This is a genomic window from Thalassotalea agariperforans (assembly GCF_053470345.1).
Map to the genome: position 1 here is coordinate 139,826 of NZ_JBQMWH010000008.1, position 19,301 is coordinate 159,126.

Annotated in this window: 11 protein-coding genes; 7 read left to right on the forward strand and 4 right to left on the reverse strand. The window is 37.6% G+C overall.

The window, feature by feature from the left end; genetic code table 11:
- Positions 1 to 45: 45 nt before the first annotated feature.
- Positions 46 to 3,576, reverse strand: coding sequence for a glycosyl hydrolase (locus ACSLUO_RS12040; protein WP_448248784.1), 3,531 nt, complete (start codon positions 3,574 to 3,576; stop codon positions 46 to 48).
- 354 nt (positions 3,577 to 3,930) lie between these two features.
- On the opposite strand from ACSLUO_RS12040, the gene ACSLUO_RS12045 reads away from it, so the two are divergent.
- On the forward strand, positions 3,931 to 6,723 hold the full coding sequence (locus tag ACSLUO_RS12045) for a family 78 glycoside hydrolase catalytic domain (protein WP_448248786.1): 2,793 nt from the start codon (positions 3,931 to 3,933) through the stop codon (positions 6,721 to 6,723).
- 365 nt (positions 6,724 to 7,088) lie between these two features.
- Here ACSLUO_RS12045 and ACSLUO_RS12050 read toward each other — a convergent pair whose 3' ends face one another.
- Positions 7,089 to 8,600: a BNR-4 repeat-containing protein gene (locus ACSLUO_RS12050; RefSeq protein WP_448248787.1), complete on the reverse strand. Its 1,512-nt coding sequence runs from the start codon at positions 8,598 to 8,600 to the stop codon at positions 7,089 to 7,091.
- A 496-nt stretch (positions 8,601 to 9,096) separates the two neighbouring features.
- Between ACSLUO_RS12050 and ACSLUO_RS12055 the strand changes: the two genes are divergently transcribed.
- Genes ACSLUO_RS12055 through ACSLUO_RS12065 form a run of 3 tightly spaced genes read left to right on the forward strand, consistent with a single transcriptional unit; the run spans position 9,097 to position 13,047 of the window.
- Positions 9,097 to 10,305: a glycoside hydrolase family 88 protein gene (locus ACSLUO_RS12055; RefSeq protein WP_448248789.1), complete on the forward strand. Its 1,209-nt coding sequence runs from the start codon at positions 9,097 to 9,099 to the stop codon at positions 10,303 to 10,305.
- A gap of 30 nt (positions 10,306 to 10,335) precedes the next feature.
- Positions 10,336 to 11,805, forward strand: a complete 1,470-nt coding sequence (locus ACSLUO_RS12060; RefSeq protein WP_448248790.1) for a sulfatase — start codon at positions 10,336 to 10,338, stop codon at positions 11,803 to 11,805.
- 36 nt (positions 11,806 to 11,841) lie between these two features.
- A complete protein-coding gene (locus ACSLUO_RS12065) occupies positions 11,842 to 13,047 on the forward strand; it encodes a glycoside hydrolase family 88/105 protein (protein ID WP_448248791.1) in 1,206 nt (401 codons plus the stop codon).
- Between the two features lie 86 nt (positions 13,048 to 13,133).
- On the opposite strand, the gene tpiA is transcribed toward ACSLUO_RS12065, so the two are convergent.
- Positions 13,134 to 13,898, reverse strand: coding sequence for a triose-phosphate isomerase (gene tpiA, locus ACSLUO_RS12070; protein ID WP_448248792.1), 765 nt, complete (start codon positions 13,896 to 13,898; stop codon positions 13,134 to 13,136).
- A gap of 433 nt (positions 13,899 to 14,331) precedes the next feature.
- The gene (rhaM, locus tag ACSLUO_RS12075; protein WP_448248793.1) at positions 14,332 to 14,646 is read right to left on the reverse strand and encodes an L-rhamnose mutarotase; all 315 of its coding nucleotides are present in this window, start codon (positions 14,644 to 14,646) and stop codon (positions 14,332 to 14,334) included.
- Between the two features lie 527 nt (positions 14,647 to 15,173).
- Between rhaM and ACSLUO_RS12080 the strand changes: the two genes are divergently transcribed.
- From ACSLUO_RS12080 to ACSLUO_RS12090, 3 genes are all read left to right on the forward strand, one after another.
- A complete protein-coding gene (locus ACSLUO_RS12080) occupies positions 15,174 to 16,391 on the forward strand; it encodes a right-handed parallel beta-helix repeat-containing protein (RefSeq protein ID WP_448248794.1) in 1,218 nt (405 codons plus the stop codon).
- A gap of 343 nt (positions 16,392 to 16,734) precedes the next feature.
- Positions 16,735 to 17,745 (forward strand): hypothetical protein, encoded by a 1,011-nt coding sequence (locus ACSLUO_RS12085; protein ID WP_448248795.1) that lies wholly within the window; start codon positions 16,735 to 16,737, stop codon positions 17,743 to 17,745.
- A 16-nt stretch (positions 17,746 to 17,761) separates the two neighbouring features.
- Positions 17,762 to 19,258, forward strand: coding sequence for a BNR-4 repeat-containing protein (locus ACSLUO_RS12090; RefSeq protein ID WP_448248796.1), 1,497 nt, complete (start codon positions 17,762 to 17,764; stop codon positions 19,256 to 19,258).
- Positions 19,259 to 19,301: the final 43 nt, after the last annotated feature.

Genomic DNA, 19,301 nt, shown 5'->3' on the forward strand with positions numbered 1-19,301 from the left:
AAATTGGTGTTGCTGTTTTTAAACCCTCATGGTTAAGGTTATCGTTTAAAAAGCATTAACATGAGTGACTTGGCTTGTTGTTATTTGTACTGGCCCAATTAAGCCGGAGGCTTGCCTTGGTTCGTCGTCAGCCATAAACTTTTGCGTACTAAAAGTAATACGCTCGCTTGCGGGTGGTGGCTGGTTGTCTGTATACCATTTCGGCATTTTAATGATCGGATCTTGCCAGCGCGCGATTTTAAATCCTGATGTGTCAGGTAGTTTACGATCAGCAAGTAAACGGTTCACCCAAACATTTGCTACTTCAATTTCTATTGTATTATCGCCAGAATTAACAAACTCTGTAATATCTAACTGATAAGGCTCAACCCATGCGGTAGCAACCAATTTACCGTTTATTGTCACCGTGGCGGCAATATTAACTTGCCCTAAATCAAGCGTAAGCTTGGTTTGAGGTTTTAGGTATTGCTCAGCAAGTTTGAAATTTTTACGGTATATCGCTGTACCGGAATAATCTTGAATTCGAGTATCGCTGTGTTCGCGCCAATCTAACAGTTGGTTAAAGGTAAAGCTTTGGTCTAAACCATAATGTTTATTAAATTTAACCTGCCATGCACCATCTAAGGTTTTTGGCTCAGGTAAGGCGGGTAATGTGATCAGCGGTTGGTATTGGTTAAGGTTAACTTCGCGGATGCCTTGTTTAGTTATTAGGCTTAATTGTTTGTCAGATTTTGGATTTTTAGCTGTTGGCTCGTTTAGTAGTACTTGTACATCTTGGTTAATTATTACATCAGGTGATACCGCATTAATACCGTCTGAGCTTTGGGTAAATACTACAAACATAGCTTGCTTAGGTGCTAATTTAAAGGCAACTCGCGTATGGGTAGCATCAACTTCAAAAGCACCAAGTTTCACTGTGTTACCGGTTTTAGGATCCCAAAGTTCGGGAATTTTTCCAACAATATTAAACTTACTATCAATTAAGCGAGCTTGGTCACTTTCGTTGAAGAGAAAGTAGATGTCGTGAGTGGCACTTTTACGATGGGTAAAATAAAAGTGTTTTACATTTTTAATGCTTAGGTCTTTTACAAAGTTTTGCTCAGCGTAAATTTTATTCCAATCAACTAATGTATGCTCTGCAACTCTATGATTAGGAATTATGCCAACATGACCCTGTGTGGTTTTTGGATTAAACGGCATGTTATAAGTGCTTGGTTGAGACCAAATATAAGCAACCATATCTTCAAATTGTTGCTGCTGTGCTGGCGTGTTGAATCGTCCAGCAAGTTGTTCAATTGGCGCACCTATGATCACCACACCTTGTTTGGCTAATTGATAAATTTTTTCAACTGAATCAAAGTTTAAGGTTTTATGATTGTTTAATACTAATACCTTGTATTGCGCGCCATGAGGCAAGGTTAACATACGGTTTTGTACTTCAAGCTTGTGCAGCATTTCTGTGTTTAAGCAATCGTAGTTAATTGAAACCGGAATAACAGAACTTAATGGATCTTTTTCAGGGCAAATGGTGGGAGTAGCATCACCTAAATACCATAAAATATCAGCAACCGCGTGTCCTTCACGTAATAGGTGTTGTCCTCTGGTGATGTATTCAAACCATGCTTTACCTGCTCCGTGCCACCAAGGTTGAGTGCGATCAAAATGCGCCCCCCATTGATTCATGGTCATACCCGGCATAACGTGGGTATTGGCTTGATGTGCAAAGCGATGAAAGACATGTTGATTCACACCTAGCGCCCAGCTTTTATCACTGTCAACTTTGCCAAGTGCAGGATTAAATAACCAATTGTTTTTTGGAAATTGAGTAAAGGCTTCTGCGGAAACTAGTGGTTTATTGTAAAGGTTAGCGGCGGATGCCGATGCTGAAATTCTAAAATTATTGGTGTCTAACCAAAATTCACCCATAGGTAGGTCAGCTTTTTTGGCTACATCTAGTTCGTTAAACGGCCCAGAGCCATAAGGTTCAAGGTAGGTTTGAATGCCATCTTGATGAGCAAGTTCGGTAAAGTAGCCGTAGTAATTTTCGGTGATCAAGCTGTTATTAAAATCTCGTGTATCCCATAAAACAGACTCAGAAGTTTTCGCTGAGTCAACAAATTTACCAGCAAATAACGGTAAATAAGGCAACAAGTCGTAACCATATTGGGCTTGGAACAGTTTTTCGTAATCATGAGTCCAATTTTGTGCACCAACTTCGTAACTGTCTATTTCAAGGCTATGCAGTGCATTGGGCGCAACTTCTTTTACTTTATTAATAACATTGGTGATGTAATTATCATAATGCAGTTTAAAAGCCGCTTTACTAAATTTATCCACTTCTAAGCCCGTGCCTTCTTTTGAAGCGGGAATATTTACAGCACCTGTGCTGGTGTAACCAAAACGCATTATGGTCCATTTACCTTCAGGGAGCGTTGTACTTAGCTGACCATTTGGTTTTAATGCGGCGGTTAAATTACGAATACTTGCACTTTTTATGGTTAAATTTTCTGGTGCTGTGCCAATCGCTTTAAATTCTTGATAATCGGTGCGGCTAGCTGATGTGCGCCCCGTATAATTATCCATTGTTGGGGTTGACGATAATCGTATTTCCATCAGGTTAATAGCTTTAGGGCTAACAATGCGAAAATATTTAGCGGTATAACCTTTAAATGCATCGTCAATTGCATAAACATTTTTACCAGGTCGTCTTAAGTGTAGATCTTGTACTTTGGTGAAGGTTTTGCCGTCGTTTGAAACATGTAGCGATAACTCAGCTTTGCGTCCTTGATAAATAAGTAATTCTGCTAAACGTAGCGTATATGGTTGTTGGTAAGCAATTTGTAGCCATGCTTTTTCACCATCTTGTGGGGCAAGTAGGCTGTGATCACTAACATCGTTATTCGTAATGATGCTTGGCTTAAAGTTAGGATCGGAAGCCGTAATTATGGGGTTGCGAGTGGCATCGTCTATTTCGGTGCTTAATGCAGGATAGGCGATCACCGCAACATCTTGATAATAATTAAGTAATGTTTTTGGTTGTGGCAAGGTTAGGTCAATTTTACCACCATCAACAACCACTTCATTAAAGGTGAGTCTTTTCATTGAATGTTCTGGAGTCACCCAAGGGCCACCACTTGATGTCCAACCATCACAATTGTGCATACCAAAAGTTAAGCCAAGGCGTTGTGATTCTTTAGCGAGATGACCGATCAGGTCAATGTGCTCAGTTGAATTAAATTTCACTTCACCCAGAGGAATGCCTTGGGTGACATTAAACAACATCGTACCGCCAATACCGACATCGGCAATGGCTTCTAAGTCTTTAGTGAGACCTTCGGCCGACATATTGCCGCTCATGGCGTGTAACCAAGTTAACGGTTTAGACGTAGCAGGTGGGTTAGCAAACTCTTCTTTAAGTTTATCTGCTACTAGCGTTGCTTGATTTTTGTCTATCGCTGGCTGCTCATGTTTACTGCACGATAATAGTGAAGAGCCAATAAGGCCTATGAAAATGAGCTTTATAGGCGTTTTAACGCTTGGCATACCGAGTTTTATTAAGAAATGTTTCGCAATCATGATTAGCTGAGGTTCCTTATTATTGGTCAAGCTTACAGTTAGGTTATTGACCTTATCACTTTTCAATTTCTAACCTTTTACCTTCATCTGTGAAAATCAAAAGTTAGCTTTATAAAGAGATAAGACAATAAATTGAATAATTGATACCCCTGATTAAATTTTTTTGTAGGTTTTTATTGAATAGACCTTAGCGAAAATTTTTTTGTTAACTGGGTATCAATTTTAAGTTTTTTTGTCTTTTCCTAAGACATAGAGAAATTAATGGAATTTTCTTGTTTTAGGCTTTGCCACACGGCTGAATGATATCGATTAGCTGTATTTGGGCATATTTATTGAGATTTAGGGGAATGATTGATGATCAAAAGCATAACAATTTGGAGGCACTTTAGCCTGCTGTGTTTATTAACCTTGTTGTCTGCTTGTACTTTTACAGACGATAAACAGGCAAATTTTTCAGTGCCTGTGGCCTTAAAGGTTGGGGAAGGATTTGTTAATCCTTTAGGGTATTATGAACAAAAGCCGCGTTTTTCTTGGCAGCTATCAGCTAATTCAAACGCGCAATTTCAGCGAGCATTTCAAATTCAAGTTGCATCATCAATTACTAATATTGATGACGCTGATTTATGGGATAGCCAAAAGCAATTATCGTCAACAACGTCTTGGGTTAAGTATCAAGGTAAAACTTTAACTTCGCGTCAACAAGTGTACTGGCGAGTACGTGTTTGGGATGAAAAAGATAATGTGTCGTCATGGAGTGAACCGGCGTTAATTGAGTTAGGGTTATTATCAAATAAAGACTGGCAAGGTCAGTGGATACGTCATCCTGAAACAGAGGAATATACAGAGTTTACCGTTAAAGGCGAAGTGGTTAAAAATAAACTTTACCGTCCGCAATATTTAAGAACCGATTTTACTACCAATTTTGCTGGCGATAAAAATAGCAAACAGGCAATTAAACAAGCGCGTTTATACATCACCTCAAAAGGGGTTTTTAATGCTTATATTAATGGTAAAAAAGTTTCTGAAGATGTTATGACGCCAGGTTGGACTCCATATTTACAACGCATTGAAACCTTAACTTATGATGTTACTGAAATGCTTAATATTGGTGAAAACGCTTTAGCCGCCACAGTTGCTGAAGGCTGGTATACCGGTCGTATTTTGAAGCCGATTGCTCGCGATGTAAAACCATCTGCTTTGTTGGCACAACTTGAAATTCAATACACAGATGGCAGCACACAAACCATAACAACAGATAAAAACTGGCAAGTTAGTTTAAATGGGCCTATTCGTGCTGCGGGCAATTATGACGGTGAAACTTATAATGCTAATTATGAGATGCCAGGCTGGAATAATGTGGGCTTTAAGGCGAATAATTGGCAAACTGTGATCAGTGAAGCTATTGAACCACAAGTGGCTTTAGCGCCTAAGCGTCATCAAGCATCGGCAGTGAAATTAACCTTACCAGCAGCTAGTTTTGTTGATGTGGCTAATCCTAAACCGGGTTTTGTGGTTTTTGATATGGGACAAAACATGCTAGGTGTGCCTGAATTAAATATTCCGGTGATTGCAGGTCAAAAAGTGACAATACGTTTTGCTGAAGCTTTAGAAAAAAATACTTTTTATACTAAAAACTTACGTAGTGCTAAGGCGACTGATTATTACATACCAGCCAGTACAGGCATGATAAATTATGTACCTACGTTTACTTTTCATGGCTATCGTTTTGTAGAAATATCAGGTTTTGACCAAAACCAAACGCCAGCGTTAAGCTGGGTAAAAGGGCGAGTATTACATTCAGACTTTGACGTACATGCAAATTTTACCAGTTCTCACTCCAAGTTAAATAAACTTGCTGAAAATGTTGTTTGGGGTTTACGTGGTAACTTTTTAGATATTCCCACCGATTGTCCACAACGTGACGAACGTTTAGGCTGGACAGGTGACGCGCAAGTTTTTGCTGCGCCATCGATGTATATGGCAGATGTTTATGGTTTTTGGTCGGCTTGGCTGCAAACGGTACGTGAAGAGCAGGCTGACAATGGCCGTATTCCTAACTTCATTCCAACTAAAGAAAGTAAACACGGCAAAGGTGTTTCTTCCGGTTGGGGGGATGCAGCAGTTATTATTCCATGGGAGCTTTATTTACTTACCGGCGACAGCCAAATTTTGGCAGAAAACTATGCCATGATCCAAGGTTGGTTGAACTTCCATCAATCAAAAGCAAATAATTATGTTTCCACCTTAAAAGGTTTTGGTGATTGGTTACAGCCTTACACAAAAGGAGTAAATGGCCGACCTACGCGTGGTGATACGCCAGTGCAACTGATTTCTACAGCCTATTATGCTCGTTCATTAGATTATGCTGCTAAAGCTGCGAAAGTGTTAGGTCGTGAGCAAGATGCTGCGCTTTATAGTGAAACTTTAGTAAAAGTTAAACAAGCGTTTCGTAACGAGTTTTACGATGCACAAACAAAAGTAAAAAGTTCACCAACACAAACTAGTTATTTGCTACCACTGGCGTTTGATTTATTTGCTGGCGATGATGTTATTAATGCTCAGCAATACTTAATTGCCGAAATAGAAAATGCAGATCATCATTTACGCACGGGCTTTTTGGGCACGCCGTTATTAGCACCTGTTTTACAAAAAATGGGACATAGTGACTTAATGTTTGATTTGTTGTTTAAAGAAACCTATCCGTCGTGGTTTTATTCTATTAACAACGGCGCTACTACCACCTGGGAACGTTGGAACTCTTATTCCTTACAAGATGGTTTTAGTAAAGAGTCGATGAATTCACTTAATCATTATGCTTACGGTGCGGTTGCCAAATGGTTTTATGAAGGCATTTTAGGGATTAATTCAGCAGGTGTTGGTTTTAAAGAAATAACAATAGCACCGCAATTTAGTCATTACTTAAATCAAGCGTCAGGTAGTTATCAAACCCCACAAGGTGAAGTGAAAGTCGCTTGGGTTATTAAACAAGGTAAACTTGATATGCAAGTTACCATTCCTAAAAATAGCCAAGCAAATTTTGTTTTACCGCAGGTAACGTCGTTAATGATAAATGGCGTTAAGGCGACATCATCTGAGGTGTTAACTAAACAAGCTCCAGGTGTCTATCAAATCACAGGCAGACTATAAAAATTATCTAATAATAATGCTTGGTAGCACAATTAAACGGCTTGAAATGGAGACATTTCACAGCCGTTTTTTTAGTACTTAAACTTAAGCGTTGGTAGGAAACTAACCATAATTTTGTCAATGTTTTGGTTGGCCTTTAGTTACGCGTTACATGAGCTTGGAGTTGTTATAGTTTATTAACCCTAAGTATTACGGGCTATTCAAGCCTGATTATGATTTTGTTATCGAATGGGAGGGATAAAGTAGCTCAGGGCTAAATGTTATTAAGGTAACTTTATTGAGGACGTTTTATTAAAGTGATTAAAGCAGATAAAAGAACAACAACCTTAGTTATTCGGTTGTTGTTCTTAAAACTGACGGGCTATTTATTTTTTGTTTTTCTTATAAAGTTCGTGTGCGGCTTTAAACTTTTTCAAGTGCTCTTGATCTGCTTTCGTTAACACTGAAGCGGAAGACTTTTCACGTTGAATAGGACCATTGTCACCCACTAAATAAAGTTTACGCCAGTTACTACTTTTTAGTTTTTCTGCAACAATTATACGGGCATCTGGATGCGCATTATCAATTAATGCGGTTAGTGACCATGCGGCATTTTTACTACGCAATAACTCTTTGCCTTTGTTAAACGTCTGGCCACCATCGGTACTATTGTAATAAGAAATAATACCATCACCATTTTCTTTATAACCTAATAAATAATTGATTTCAGTTGGTGATTTTATGATAAAGTCGCCACGGGTATCGGTACCATCTACTCGGGCTTGTTCGTATACTGGCTGGCCACCAAGCCATTCGTTACCTGTCCAACGATAATGACTGGTTTGTTTAGGGCCACCGGTTTTTTGCCCTAAATCTTTACCAATATTAATACCAATGTGTGGGTAACCGTTTTGATCTAAATGAGTAGAACCGTTAAACGTCCAAAAACCATTGCCTCCTGTGCGTGCTACTAGCGTTTTTTCATCAGCTACTTCACGAGTTAAAGGCATAGTTAAGGCATCACCTTGAACATTGCGCCAGGTGTTTTTATTGGTATCAAAAACCATGTAATAAGCATCATGACGTTCAGTAGTATGGCCGCGATCGGTTGCTTTCATGTTCCAGCAAACGTGATAATCATAAGAAATTATTATATCGTCATTTTGACCTTTAGAAACATAAGCATACCAGCTGTCAGTAGCTTCAATATCGGTGCGTTTTTTGGTTTTTAAAATGGAAACTGGTTTTTCAAAGGTACGACCGTTGTCGGTTGATTTTTGATATACCCAGTCACTACGGTGGGCACCGTGACGGTAAAATAAATAAATATCGCCGTTATCCATGACAATGGCTTGGTTATAGGTGCCAAATGGTTCAATAGCGTTTAACTCTTCCCATTCAGTGATGTCGTACGGACGTTTAGATACGGCATGTTTATTGGCGGCATAATGGCCATTACCTAAGGTATTTTTGCCGTGGCGCTTATCGCCACCGTGACCACCAAAAAAGATATGAATATAGCCTAATTTGTCAATTAGCATGGTAGGTTTACCATGGTTATCAATATTTTTAGGTTGGGTTAAATCTTTCCCTAATTCACTAATACCTGCTTTATAAGGTCCAGTCCATTGTGCTGTGTTGTGATTGTAGGCGGCAACATAAGGGTCTTCTAAAGGTCCTTGGTACGAAACATAAGTAATACCATTTTTATGTATACCTGCAGGGTGTTGCACTACGGCTAATGGTGTCATTAGGCCATTATCGGCAAAATAAGTAACAGGGTTTTCTATCGAGGCAACATTGTTAGTACTTGTTGGACTGGTGCTATTACAACCAGTTAAAAATATGGCTAGACTCAGCGTTGAGATGGCTGAGAGGGTTGAAAGTGTTTTTTTCATAATGTTTGTTATCCATATAATTTAATGGGTTGAATAGACTAAGGCCAACCATTTTATTGGGTAAAGCATTATTCATATGTAATCATATTTAGTCAATTTATTTTCGTTTTGGGTGAATATTATCAATATATGCATTGTTAACGCATTTTTATTCATTGTATTTAGCAAAATTTAAACACCAACGGGTAATTATTATGGGTGTCATGTAATGGATAGTTTAGACATAAAATGTTGATGTGTTATTTAAGGCTCTGAATTTAATTGTTTTATTTTATTATTATGTTGTTTTGCTAGATTGATTTTATAGTATATGAACTAAGGTGGCTTGCATTTGATTTAATTTGACTGTAGTTTACGTTTTTATATTAGCGGACAGAATATGTCATTAAATAAAAAGTATAAGCAATTAAATTACTTTGCAATGACAATGTACTGAACGTGTTATTAGCCACTTTTATAATGAATTTGCAGTTTAAGGTTCAAACAAGGTATCAAGATGAATAGTAAAAAAAGTAAATTATTTACATCGATAAGCACATGTTTGCTATTAGCAACAGGTAGTTTAGCAACACAGGCAAAAGTTTGGCCAACAGACAATGTTGAATTTTGCCATGCCGCTTTCGACAGTGCTGTTCAGCAATATGATGACTTTAGAAAGGAATATACTAATCCGTCAAAAATTCCAACCTCATTCAGCAATGGTGAAACAAAATTTACCAATCCTATGGGGTGGACGAGTGGCTTTGTTGGCGGTAGTTTTTGGTATTTATATGAACATACTCAAGATAAAAGTTGGTTAGAAACGGCGACAAAGTGGACCAACGCATTAGATAAACAACAATTTAACCGTAAAACACACGATATTGGTTTTATTATGTCGAGTACTTATGGCAATGGTTTACGATTAACTGAAAATAAAGCTTATCGGCCGATTTTAGTTAACGCAGCTAAAACGCTAATGGAGCGTTACAACCCAACAATTGGTGCAACCTTTTCATGGAGTTGGGGAACATGGGAATTTCCTGTGATCATCGATAATATGATGAACCTTGAATTATTATTTAAAGCGTCAGAATTTACGGGAGATAAAACCTATTATGATGCTGCGGTAAGCCATGCCACTGTTACCATGAAACACCATTTTAGAGAAGATCATAGCTCTTACCATTTAGTGAATTACAACCGCACAACAGGGTTACCTAATCATAAACAAACCTTTCAAGGTATTGCCGATGATTCTTCTTGGTCTCGTGGGCAAGGTTGGGGTGCTTATGGTTATACTATGGTGTATCGATTTACCAAAGATGAAAAGTTTTTAAATCATGCACGCAATATAGTTAATTACATTTTAACTCATAAAAACATGCCGGAAGATCTTGTGCCTTACTTTGATTATGATGCGCCAGATTATCCAGAAATTAAAAACTACAAAGATTCATCCGCAGCTTCTTTAGTTGCCAGTGCATTATTTGAGTTAGCTGATTATGTTGAAGCTGATGAAGCCAAACGTTACCGTGATGCTGCCATTAAAATGTTACGCAGTTTATCGTCGCCAGCATATCTAGCGGCTAAAAATGAGCATGGGCATTTCTTATTAAAACAAGCTACCGGACATTATCCAGCAAATTTAGATTTAGAAGCGTCATTAAACTACGGTGATTATTACTACTTGGAAGCGTTAAAACGTTGTAAAGCTTTGAAGTGATAATAACGACAGTTCTATTGGAAAATAATAATGATAAATAGACGTAACTTTTTATTAGGGGGAGCAGGCGTTGCTACAGCGGCTGCTTTGTATAAGTATGACTGGCTCACCGAATTAAAAAAAGAATACCCAAACGTATTAATGTTAATTGTAGATGACTTAAACGATTGGGTTGGTGCTATGCAGGGGCATCCCAATGCCAAAACCCCAAATATTGATAGGCTTGCAAGTCAAGGTACGTTATTTACTAATGCGCACGCGTCAGCACCAATTTGTGGGCCTTCACGTGCTAGTATTATGACGGGATTAGCGCCTTCTACTACAGGTATTTATGGTCATATTGATGATGATAAAATCCGGTTAGCTAGTGATAAAACAGCTCAGTCAGTATTTTTAAGCGAATATTTTAAAAACCATGGTTATTACACTGCTGCTGTTGGCAAAGTTTTCCATCAACGGGTGGTTGATGGTAGCTTTGATGAATATGGTGGTCGTGTTAAAGGCTTTGGCCCTTATCCAGAGAAAAACTTTGTTTGGGATGATCCTCGAACCAACACTGATTGGGGAGCATTTCCAGAGCGTGATGAGCAAATGCCTGATTATGAATCAGCAAATTGGATCGCCGAACGCTTATTGCGAAAACATGACAAACCATTTTTTATGGCTTGTGGTTTTATTCGGCCGCACGCACCTTGGTATGTGCCACAAAAGTGGTTTGATATGCATCCAACCCAAGACATAGTTTTACCCCCTTATTTAAGAAATGACTTAGAAGATGTGCCTGAAATTGCAAGATTGATTGCGGATCATCCAATGATGCCAACGACCGAATGGGCAATTGAAAAAGGCGAGTTTAGAAACATTGTACAAGGGTATTTAGCCAGTGTTTCGTTTGTTGATTCATGTATCGGCATTGTTTTAGATGCACTTGAACAAAGTGAATATGCTGATAATACGGCGGTTGTGTTATGGGGCGATCATGGTTATCAGTTAGGTGAAAAAGAAAAGTTTGCCAAAATGACCTTATGGGAGCGAGCAACTCGTACACCGTTAATAATTAAACCGCCTAAATCTAAAGGCAAGCAAGTATCGAATAAACCGGTAAGTTTATTAGATTTATATCCAACTTTAGTAAAAATGTGTGGTTTACCTGCAAATCCAACGAACGAAGGCCGTGATCTATCGCCATTACTTGATGATCCAAACATGCCTTGGGATCATGCCGCGATAACCACATATGGTGAAAATAATCATGCGGTTAAAACTGAGCGTTATCGTTACATTCGTTATGAAGATGGCACGGAAGAACTTTATGATCATCAGATTGACAAAGATGAATGGAAAAATTTAGCGAATATTCCTGCCTACGATGAAGTGAAAAGAACCTTAGCTAAACATATTCCTGCTGATAATGCCCCATGGTCAGAGATGACCTATTACGACGGTAACAAATATTTTCTAAAGAAAACTCAAGAAGCCGGAGCCAAAGGACGAATGTAAAACATTCAAACTTGGTGTTACAACAAGGATAACGTTATGTTATTAAAACAAAAAATAAAAATACTAGCAGTTGTTTGTGCCGCGTCATGCTTTAGTGCATGTTCGAGCATTGACTCTCATCAAGAGGCAAGTACCGTTGTCAATGTGGCTAAAACAAGCTTACCGAATGCTGAGCAAGTTTTAGCGACGATTGAAAAAGCCGCTAATTGGCAAATTGCTCGTACTCAATATATGCCACATGTTGGAAGAGCGCGTAAAGGCTCTGAAACCTATGGTCGTTGGATACAAGGGGCATTTTATGTTGGTTTAACCAAAGTAGCAGAGCGCTCTGAAAATCCATTTTATGAAAAATGGATGGAATATGTTGGTAACGAGCACGACTGGCGCTTAGGTCGAGTAAAATACTTTGCCGATGACCAAGTGATCGGTCAAATGAATTTATGGTATTACCAAAAACATAAAAACCCAGCGGTAATTGCAAAAATTCAACAAGCGTTTGATCAAATTATTGAAGAATCACCAAATAATAGCCTTGAATTTGTTGGTGGAAGAAACGAAGACAATTTACATCCTTGTCAGCGCCGTTGGTGCTGGGCGGATGCTTTATTTATGGCGCCACCAACATGGTTTGGTTTATCACAAGTTACCGGTGATCCAAAATATACGGAATATGCCCATAAAGAATTTCAAGCAACCGTAAATTATTTAAAAGACGATAAAACCAGTTTGTTATTTCGAGATTCTCGTTATGTTGACAAAAAAGGAGCTTATGGCGAACAAATTTTTTGGTCAAGAGGGGTTGGCTGGGTATATGCTGGTGTCGTTAATTCGTTAGAATATTTACCTGTTGGTCATAAATACCGTTCGTATTATGAAAACTTATATTTAGAATTAACCGATGCTTTAGTTAAACTACAAAAGCGTGATGGCTCATGGCCAATGTCGTTACTAGCGGGTGAAAAAAGTGTTGAACCAGAATCAAGTGGTACTGCATTTTTTACTTATGGTTTAGCCTGGGGTGTTAATAACGGCTTACTGAAGAAAGAACAGTATTTACCCTATGTTTTAAAGGGGTGGAATATATTAGAAAACTCAGTTCACCCTGATGGCAAGTTTGGTTGGGTACAAGGTGTGAATGATAAACCTGACGTAGTAACTTATGATGATTCTCAATTGTATGGTGTTGGGGCTTTTTTATTAGCGGGCTCTATGATCTACGACATGGCTAAAACAGAAAAATAGCTGAGCAAGTTGCAATAGCTCGGTAGATTAAAAAAAGCTTCTAATGAATTATTAGAAGCTTTTTTATTGTTTTTACTTTTTTACTTTTATGCTGAGGCTGTTTGACCGCTGCGGCATATTTGTTCAAACGCTTCTGCTTTTAATGACGCTCCGCCGACTAAGAAGCCATCAATATCTGGTTGGCCTATTAATTCGTTAGCATTGTTTTCATTAACACTACCACCATACAAAATAGCGGTATTACTAAATAATGCTGCGTCTAATTTGTTTAAGTATGAACGGATCAGCTGATGAATTTCTTGTGCCTGCTCAGCTGAAGCGGTTTTACCTGTTCCAATAGCCCAAATAGGCTCATAAGCAATAACAACAGCTTTAAATACCTCTAAACCTACCATATCAATAATATTTTGAACTTGGCTGATGATCACCGTGTTAGTGTCATTGTTTTCACGTTGTTCAAGGGTTTCACCGATACAAAAAACTGGTGTTTGACCCGCATTAACTAATTGGGTAATTTTTTGTGCTATTTCTTGTTCACTTTCTTTATAAAGCGTTCTACGTTCTGAATGACCAACTAAAGTATATTTACAAGCAAATTCGTTCAGCATAGCCACAGATGTTTCGCCGGTGAAAGCACCTTTAAGTTCAGTACAAACATTTTGTGCACCTAGCTGGATATTGCTGCCTTCAATAAGATATTTTACTTGGGAAAAGTAGATCACCGGTGGACAAATAACAATATCAGTTGATGCTGTATTGTCACTAAAGCTGACAATTTTATTGAGTAACTGTTCGTTTGAGCTGATGTCGCCATTCATTTTCCAGTTAGCGATAATTAATTTATTTTTCATGTAGTACCTGATGTTTGACTGATAAATTATAGTTATCGATATAATAAGATCATTAATGGTCAGATCCAATCTTTTTGTTTATAGTCTGTGTTGTTTTATGAGCTGTTTTAGTTGTTTGTTTGTCTTTAAACTTTATATTTTTCATTATATTTTAAATGGTTAATGTTATTTTTATGTTACAGTCAATAAGCTTTCCTAAAGTCAAATTTAATCACTTTTTTGTTGCTAGTTCAGTTTTAGACATCGGAAGGTTAAAACACCTTTGTTAAGCTTTGCCTGTTATCAATACAAGTATTTTTCGACCCTTTACATGACCGTATTTTAGTTATCCCGACTTTAGGTTAGTTATATTTAGTTATAAAAAAGCCAGTTATCGCACACAATAACTGGCTTAAGTTTCTTATTTGTGAAAAGCGTTGTTAAATAACAAGGCTTATTCTAAGTGAAATACCATATCGATAGGGGTAACTACAGGAGAGTTGTCTTCATTCGTTTCCATGATATCAGCCATAAATGCCCACCATTTTTTCACAATAGGCTCTAATGGCAAGTCATCCATACTATGATCTTGCGTGCGTTTTAATACCGCAAATAATTTATTTGACGATTTTTCATGAAAAATAGAATAGTCAGATACACCAGCTGCTTTTAAAGCGGTTATTAATTCTGGCCAAATTTCATCGTGTCTTTTTTCATATTCTGCTTCATGACCTGGTAATAAGGTCATTACAAAGGCGATTTTTTCCATCGTATTATCCAAGGTAAATATCATCAACCTAACCATTAGGATGAGGGTATATGTTATAGCCACTCATAAAAACATTTGCCATCAACTTACTTTAATGTTTCAGGTAATTATTACGAGTTTATATTTTTAGTGATTAATAATGCATTAAGTTGGCTACTTATGCAATATATCCTGTTTGTAATTGAATTAGTGATTGGTTATCTAGATAACCACATTAAAAATATGCTGCGTCTGGTTTTTTACTGTTTTTTAAGCTATCTGAGTTAGTTGTTTTATGTTGATTAAACGGTATGTAACAAGATAAATAAGGCATTTCATTATTACGCGCGTGAAGGGTTTATATAAAGATATGTTGATTTTTGATTTATTTTGGTTGATATTGGGTTTTATTGGTCTGCATAAAAACAAAATAAACAGTGTAGGGCAAGTTAATAAAGTATGTGAGTTACTAAATAATAATACTTCACACAGTGGCAATTAGAGCCACATAGTAATAATAAATAAAAATAAATAATCGGGGAAAAAATATGACAAACAAGCTCCACAAGCTTATTGGTACAACGTTAACCTTTGGGTTAATGGCTTCATCTAGCCTAGTTCAGGCAGCAAATTGCACCAGTGATCCAGTTAATCCAAATGGTAATGGCAGTTTATTAAAAGACGCACTACAACAAGCGACTAATACCGGAAAACCACTACGGATAACCGGTACTTTTTATATTAGTAGTGATATTAAAGTGTATTTGAAAAAAGATTTAATTGTTGATGCTACCAGCGCTAATTTTATTGCTACCTCAAATCTTGATGGCGATATGTTTAGTTTTGATGCGCATACAACTAAATCAAATGAATGTAATAGTGCGGGTGTGTTAGCTGACTTTACCTGGAAAGGTGGTAGTTTCAATATGGCTAACGCAAAAGTATCTCAAGTTGTGCCTATTACCTCTAAAACACCGGCAGGCCGAGAAGGTACACAAAAAACAGCCGATGCTTTATCAATACGCGGTGCCAACAATAGTAATAACACCAATAAAGTTGGCGAATTATTAATTGAAAACATTACCTTTACAGGTACAAAAAATAGCACTGATCCGTTTTATTTAGCAGGTGGTGACAGCGGTATTTTAATGACAGGTACAACAAAAGCGACCATACGTAACAATAGTTTTTATGGTGTTCGTGATGCCGCTATTTATGTTTCTGCCGGTGGTGATAACGGTCAATATGGTGATCATTTCACTATGAGTAATAATTATGTTGAACGTGCTTATGATGGCATTACCAGCAAGCGTGGTGCAGATAATATTAAAATGAACAATAACAATATGAAAGATGTGGTTGTTGGTTTAAGTATTAAACGTGTTTACGATGGTTGGACGGCCACTAATGTTAAAATTTTAAATAATACGGTTACCGAAGCGGTACGCCCAATAAGTGTTGAACGTGCTAATAATGTCACTATTACAGGCAATAATATTACCAAGTTAGGTGCCGAAGTGGGTGGTTCTTCAAACCCGATTAATATATATGGTCAACAGTATGAAGGTATTGCCTTAAATGGCGTACAAGGCACTAATTTAGTGTCGGGGAATACTATCAAAGGTATTACCGGTGTTGGTTCTCGTGAGGCTGATACTACGACTTGGGGCGTGGTAACTCGTGCTGAAGATGGCCGTAATACGACGGGAGATACCATTACCAACAATACCTTTTCAAAATTAGATAAATGGGTAAAACGTTTCTAACAATAAGCGTAATTAATCTTTTGGTAAGCCCCATTATTGGGGCTTTTAACATATATGCCAGCGCTAGGGGTAAATAACCTGAATTCGGGATAACAACTTGCTTTCTAGCAGCTGTTTTTCCTTATTACTGCGTTAAATTTAATTGCAATAGGCTCGCTATTGGCGCTTAAATTTGCCTTGTACTAAGAAAAAACATCAAGCTAGAATTGAGAAAACATCAAAATATATGTATTTCATATAGTTAGCTAATTTCTTATCCCGAGTTCAGGTTAAATATTATGTGTGAGAGAGTTATGTTAACGATAATTATGTTTGTGAGAATTATGTTTACGAGAGTTATGTGATGTTAGCCAGTTTTGATCGTTTATCTTTTATACTCGGCATTATTTTTTCATTAATAATGCTCGTTGTTTTTTCAGTTGTTGAGATTGAGAGTAAGTCAAAGCAACAAACAAGTTTTGAGCCTCATTCCGACTATGATGTGCAAATTGAACGGCAAAATAGTGATCCTAAATCTTACCTTAGTGAACAAGTAGATAATTCAGCGATAGTCATCGCCCAATTTGAAACAAATGAACCCGACACTCATTTGCCAGAGCAAAATAATCAGGTATTAGATAACTGGCAAATCCTTTTGCATAATGCTGTATCTGAGCAAGAAGCATTGACCTTGTCTGAATTATCTGTAGATCAGGCCGCGAAAGATATTAATGAGAGTGACGATGTATTTAATGCTGTTTTAAAGCAAATTAGCAGCCTTGAACAAGGCGAACAGCGTGCATTTTTATTGCGTGCACTCAGTGATACCAATGCCGACACTAGAACAAGTGCGGTTGACAAATTACTATCATCTTCTCGTACGTTAGATAAAAAAGCCGGCATTAGCTTGTTAATGTTGCATGAAAACACATCAGATAAAACGATGTTGGTGCAATTTTTATTACAGACAGAAAGTAATGAAGAAGTACTTAAAAACCTTTTAGCGCATATCAGTTCCAACAATGATCCCTTAATGATCACCGATTCATTTAATGAGTTACAGGAGCTTGCTCAATTTCATCACAACGTTGAAATTAGGGGCTTAGCTATTGAGACCATGATAAAAGCACAGCCACATAATACTGATATATTTGAGCAGCTTCAGCGTTTGATGGCATCGAATGATACCGATGAAAGTTATCAAGGGGTGAATCTTTTAAATTTACAACTTAATGACTACGGTATTAGTGTGTCAGATGATAAAAAATACGCATTAATTGAGCAACTTAATTGGATTGCCGTTGATGCAGAGCAAACACTTGATAACCGTATTAAAGCGTTATCGAATCTTAAAATATTAGCCGATCATTATTAATAAACGAGATCAGTACATGAAATTTTTACCTTATCTAATATTCTTTACTGTTAGCTTTTTAACTACTTTGCTAGCTAAGCCTGTATTCGCAGAAACGAAACAAGGTGCCGCACTTAAATTATTAGCAGAACCTGTGTTATTAAATTCATCTTTATTAGTTAGCCAATCACATAATTCTGACGGTAGTGACCGCGCCAAAAATGGCAAAGTACGTTTTACTGGGCCATTAGGCGCTCAAGCGGTGACTTATAAAGGTTATCAATATGCTATTTATTACACAGCTAAAAACCAAGGTGGGCCGGGAGATTTTTTTGGTGAAGTTGTGGTTGCCAGAAGAAAAGCCGGTACCGATGATTGGCAACATGCTACTTTGCCTGCTTATCGGTTAACTTCTGATGATGCTCATAACAGACAAACAATTGCCATTTCTAAAGGTGATGGGGTGATTCATATTGCCTTTGATCATCATAATCATTCCCGTATTAATTATGCACACACAGCTAAAGGTGTTGCCGATGATCCTGAATCAGTTGATTGGAATGATGAGGTTTTTAATTTTAACAAAAACCTAGGCTTTAACAGCGATATTATCAATAGTGTAACTTATCCTACATTTCATCAATTTCCTGGCGGAAATTTATTATTGTATTACCGTAACGGTGGTGCAGTTAAAGGTGAAATGCAAATTGCCCGTTATGATGCAAAACAAAGTAAATGGTTATTTGTTCGTCGTGTTTCATCGCGTGAAGGCACTTTTTTCAATAATGTTAAGGGCAATAAAGAACCGAGTACTCGCGGACCGTATTCAGCTGGTGGCCCTAAAATAGATAATAATGGTGTTATGCATTTAAGTTGGTTGTTTAGAGAACGAGCCATCAATTGTAATATTGGCGGCACGGATGGTGGCCGCGACTGTAATCATGGCATGTACTATAGCTACAGTACAGATGAAGGTAGCACTTGGTTTAGTACACACGGTAAGTTATTAGCCAATACGAATAAGGGCGAAACCATTTCAGTTGAAACTAAAGGGGCTGAAGTTGTTCACATTCCTACTACTTTAATGCCATCTAATGTTTCACATACTTCTGCTATTGATAAACAAACCGGTGAATATCATGTGTTACTTGAACACAAAACCAGCGTCAATGGTGCCTCTAAAGTACATCATTATGTTCGTGATATTAATGGTGATTGGCATACGAAAATTTCCAATTTTTCAGCTTCAGATGTCACCATGACTTTCATCGGCGATACATTATTTGCGTTTGCAGGTAGAAGTGACGCCAGTATTTATTATGCAACCCGAGATAATGATTTTGCTAATTGGCAGCAAATTAATTTACCGGCATTAATCGGTAAGCCTAGCAAAATTGAACAGGGCTACATTACATGGGATCTCAGCTTGTTAGCTAATGGCATGGTCAGTGTCCTTTGGCATCGAGCTCCTGAAGGTGGTGTACACGGGAAAGCATCGCCTATTTATGTTTATGATTATCGAATTGCACAATAATGCCACTAAATTAAGCGCAAAATTTTAATTTTATCACCGTACC

Excerpts from the sequence above, each read along its gene's own strand:
- ACSLUO_RS12040 (WP_448248784.1), bottom strand. The coding sequence starts at position 3,576 with ATGATTGCGAAACATTTCTTAATAAAACTCGGTATGCCAAGCGTTAAA.
- ACSLUO_RS12045 (WP_448248786.1), top strand. The coding sequence starts at position 3,931 with ATGATCAAAAGCATAACAATTTGGAGGCACTTTAGCCTGCTGTGTTTA.
- ACSLUO_RS12050 (WP_448248787.1), bottom strand. The coding sequence starts at position 8,600 with ATGAAAAAAACACTTTCAACCCTCTCAGCCATCTCAACGCTGAGTCTA.
- ACSLUO_RS12055 (WP_448248789.1), top strand. The coding sequence starts at position 9,097 with ATGAATAGTAAAAAAAGTAAATTATTTACATCGATAAGCACATGTTTG.
- ACSLUO_RS12060 (WP_448248790.1), top strand. The coding sequence starts at position 10,336 with ATGATAAATAGACGTAACTTTTTATTAGGGGGAGCAGGCGTTGCTACA.
- ACSLUO_RS12065 (WP_448248791.1), top strand. The coding sequence starts at position 11,842 with ATGTTATTAAAACAAAAAATAAAAATACTAGCAGTTGTTTGTGCCGCG.
- tpiA (WP_448248792.1), bottom strand. The coding sequence starts at position 13,898 with ATGAAAAATAAATTAATTATCGCTAACTGGAAAATGAATGGCGACATC.
- rhaM (WP_448248793.1), bottom strand. The coding sequence starts at position 14,646 with ATGGAAAAAATCGCCTTTGTAATGACCTTATTACCAGGTCATGAAGCA.
- ACSLUO_RS12080 (WP_448248794.1), top strand. The coding sequence starts at position 15,174 with ATGACAAACAAGCTCCACAAGCTTATTGGTACAACGTTAACCTTTGGG.
- ACSLUO_RS12085 (WP_448248795.1), top strand. The coding sequence starts at position 16,735 with ATGTTAGCCAGTTTTGATCGTTTATCTTTTATACTCGGCATTATTTTT.
- ACSLUO_RS12090 (WP_448248796.1), top strand. The coding sequence starts at position 17,762 with ATGAAATTTTTACCTTATCTAATATTCTTTACTGTTAGCTTTTTAACT.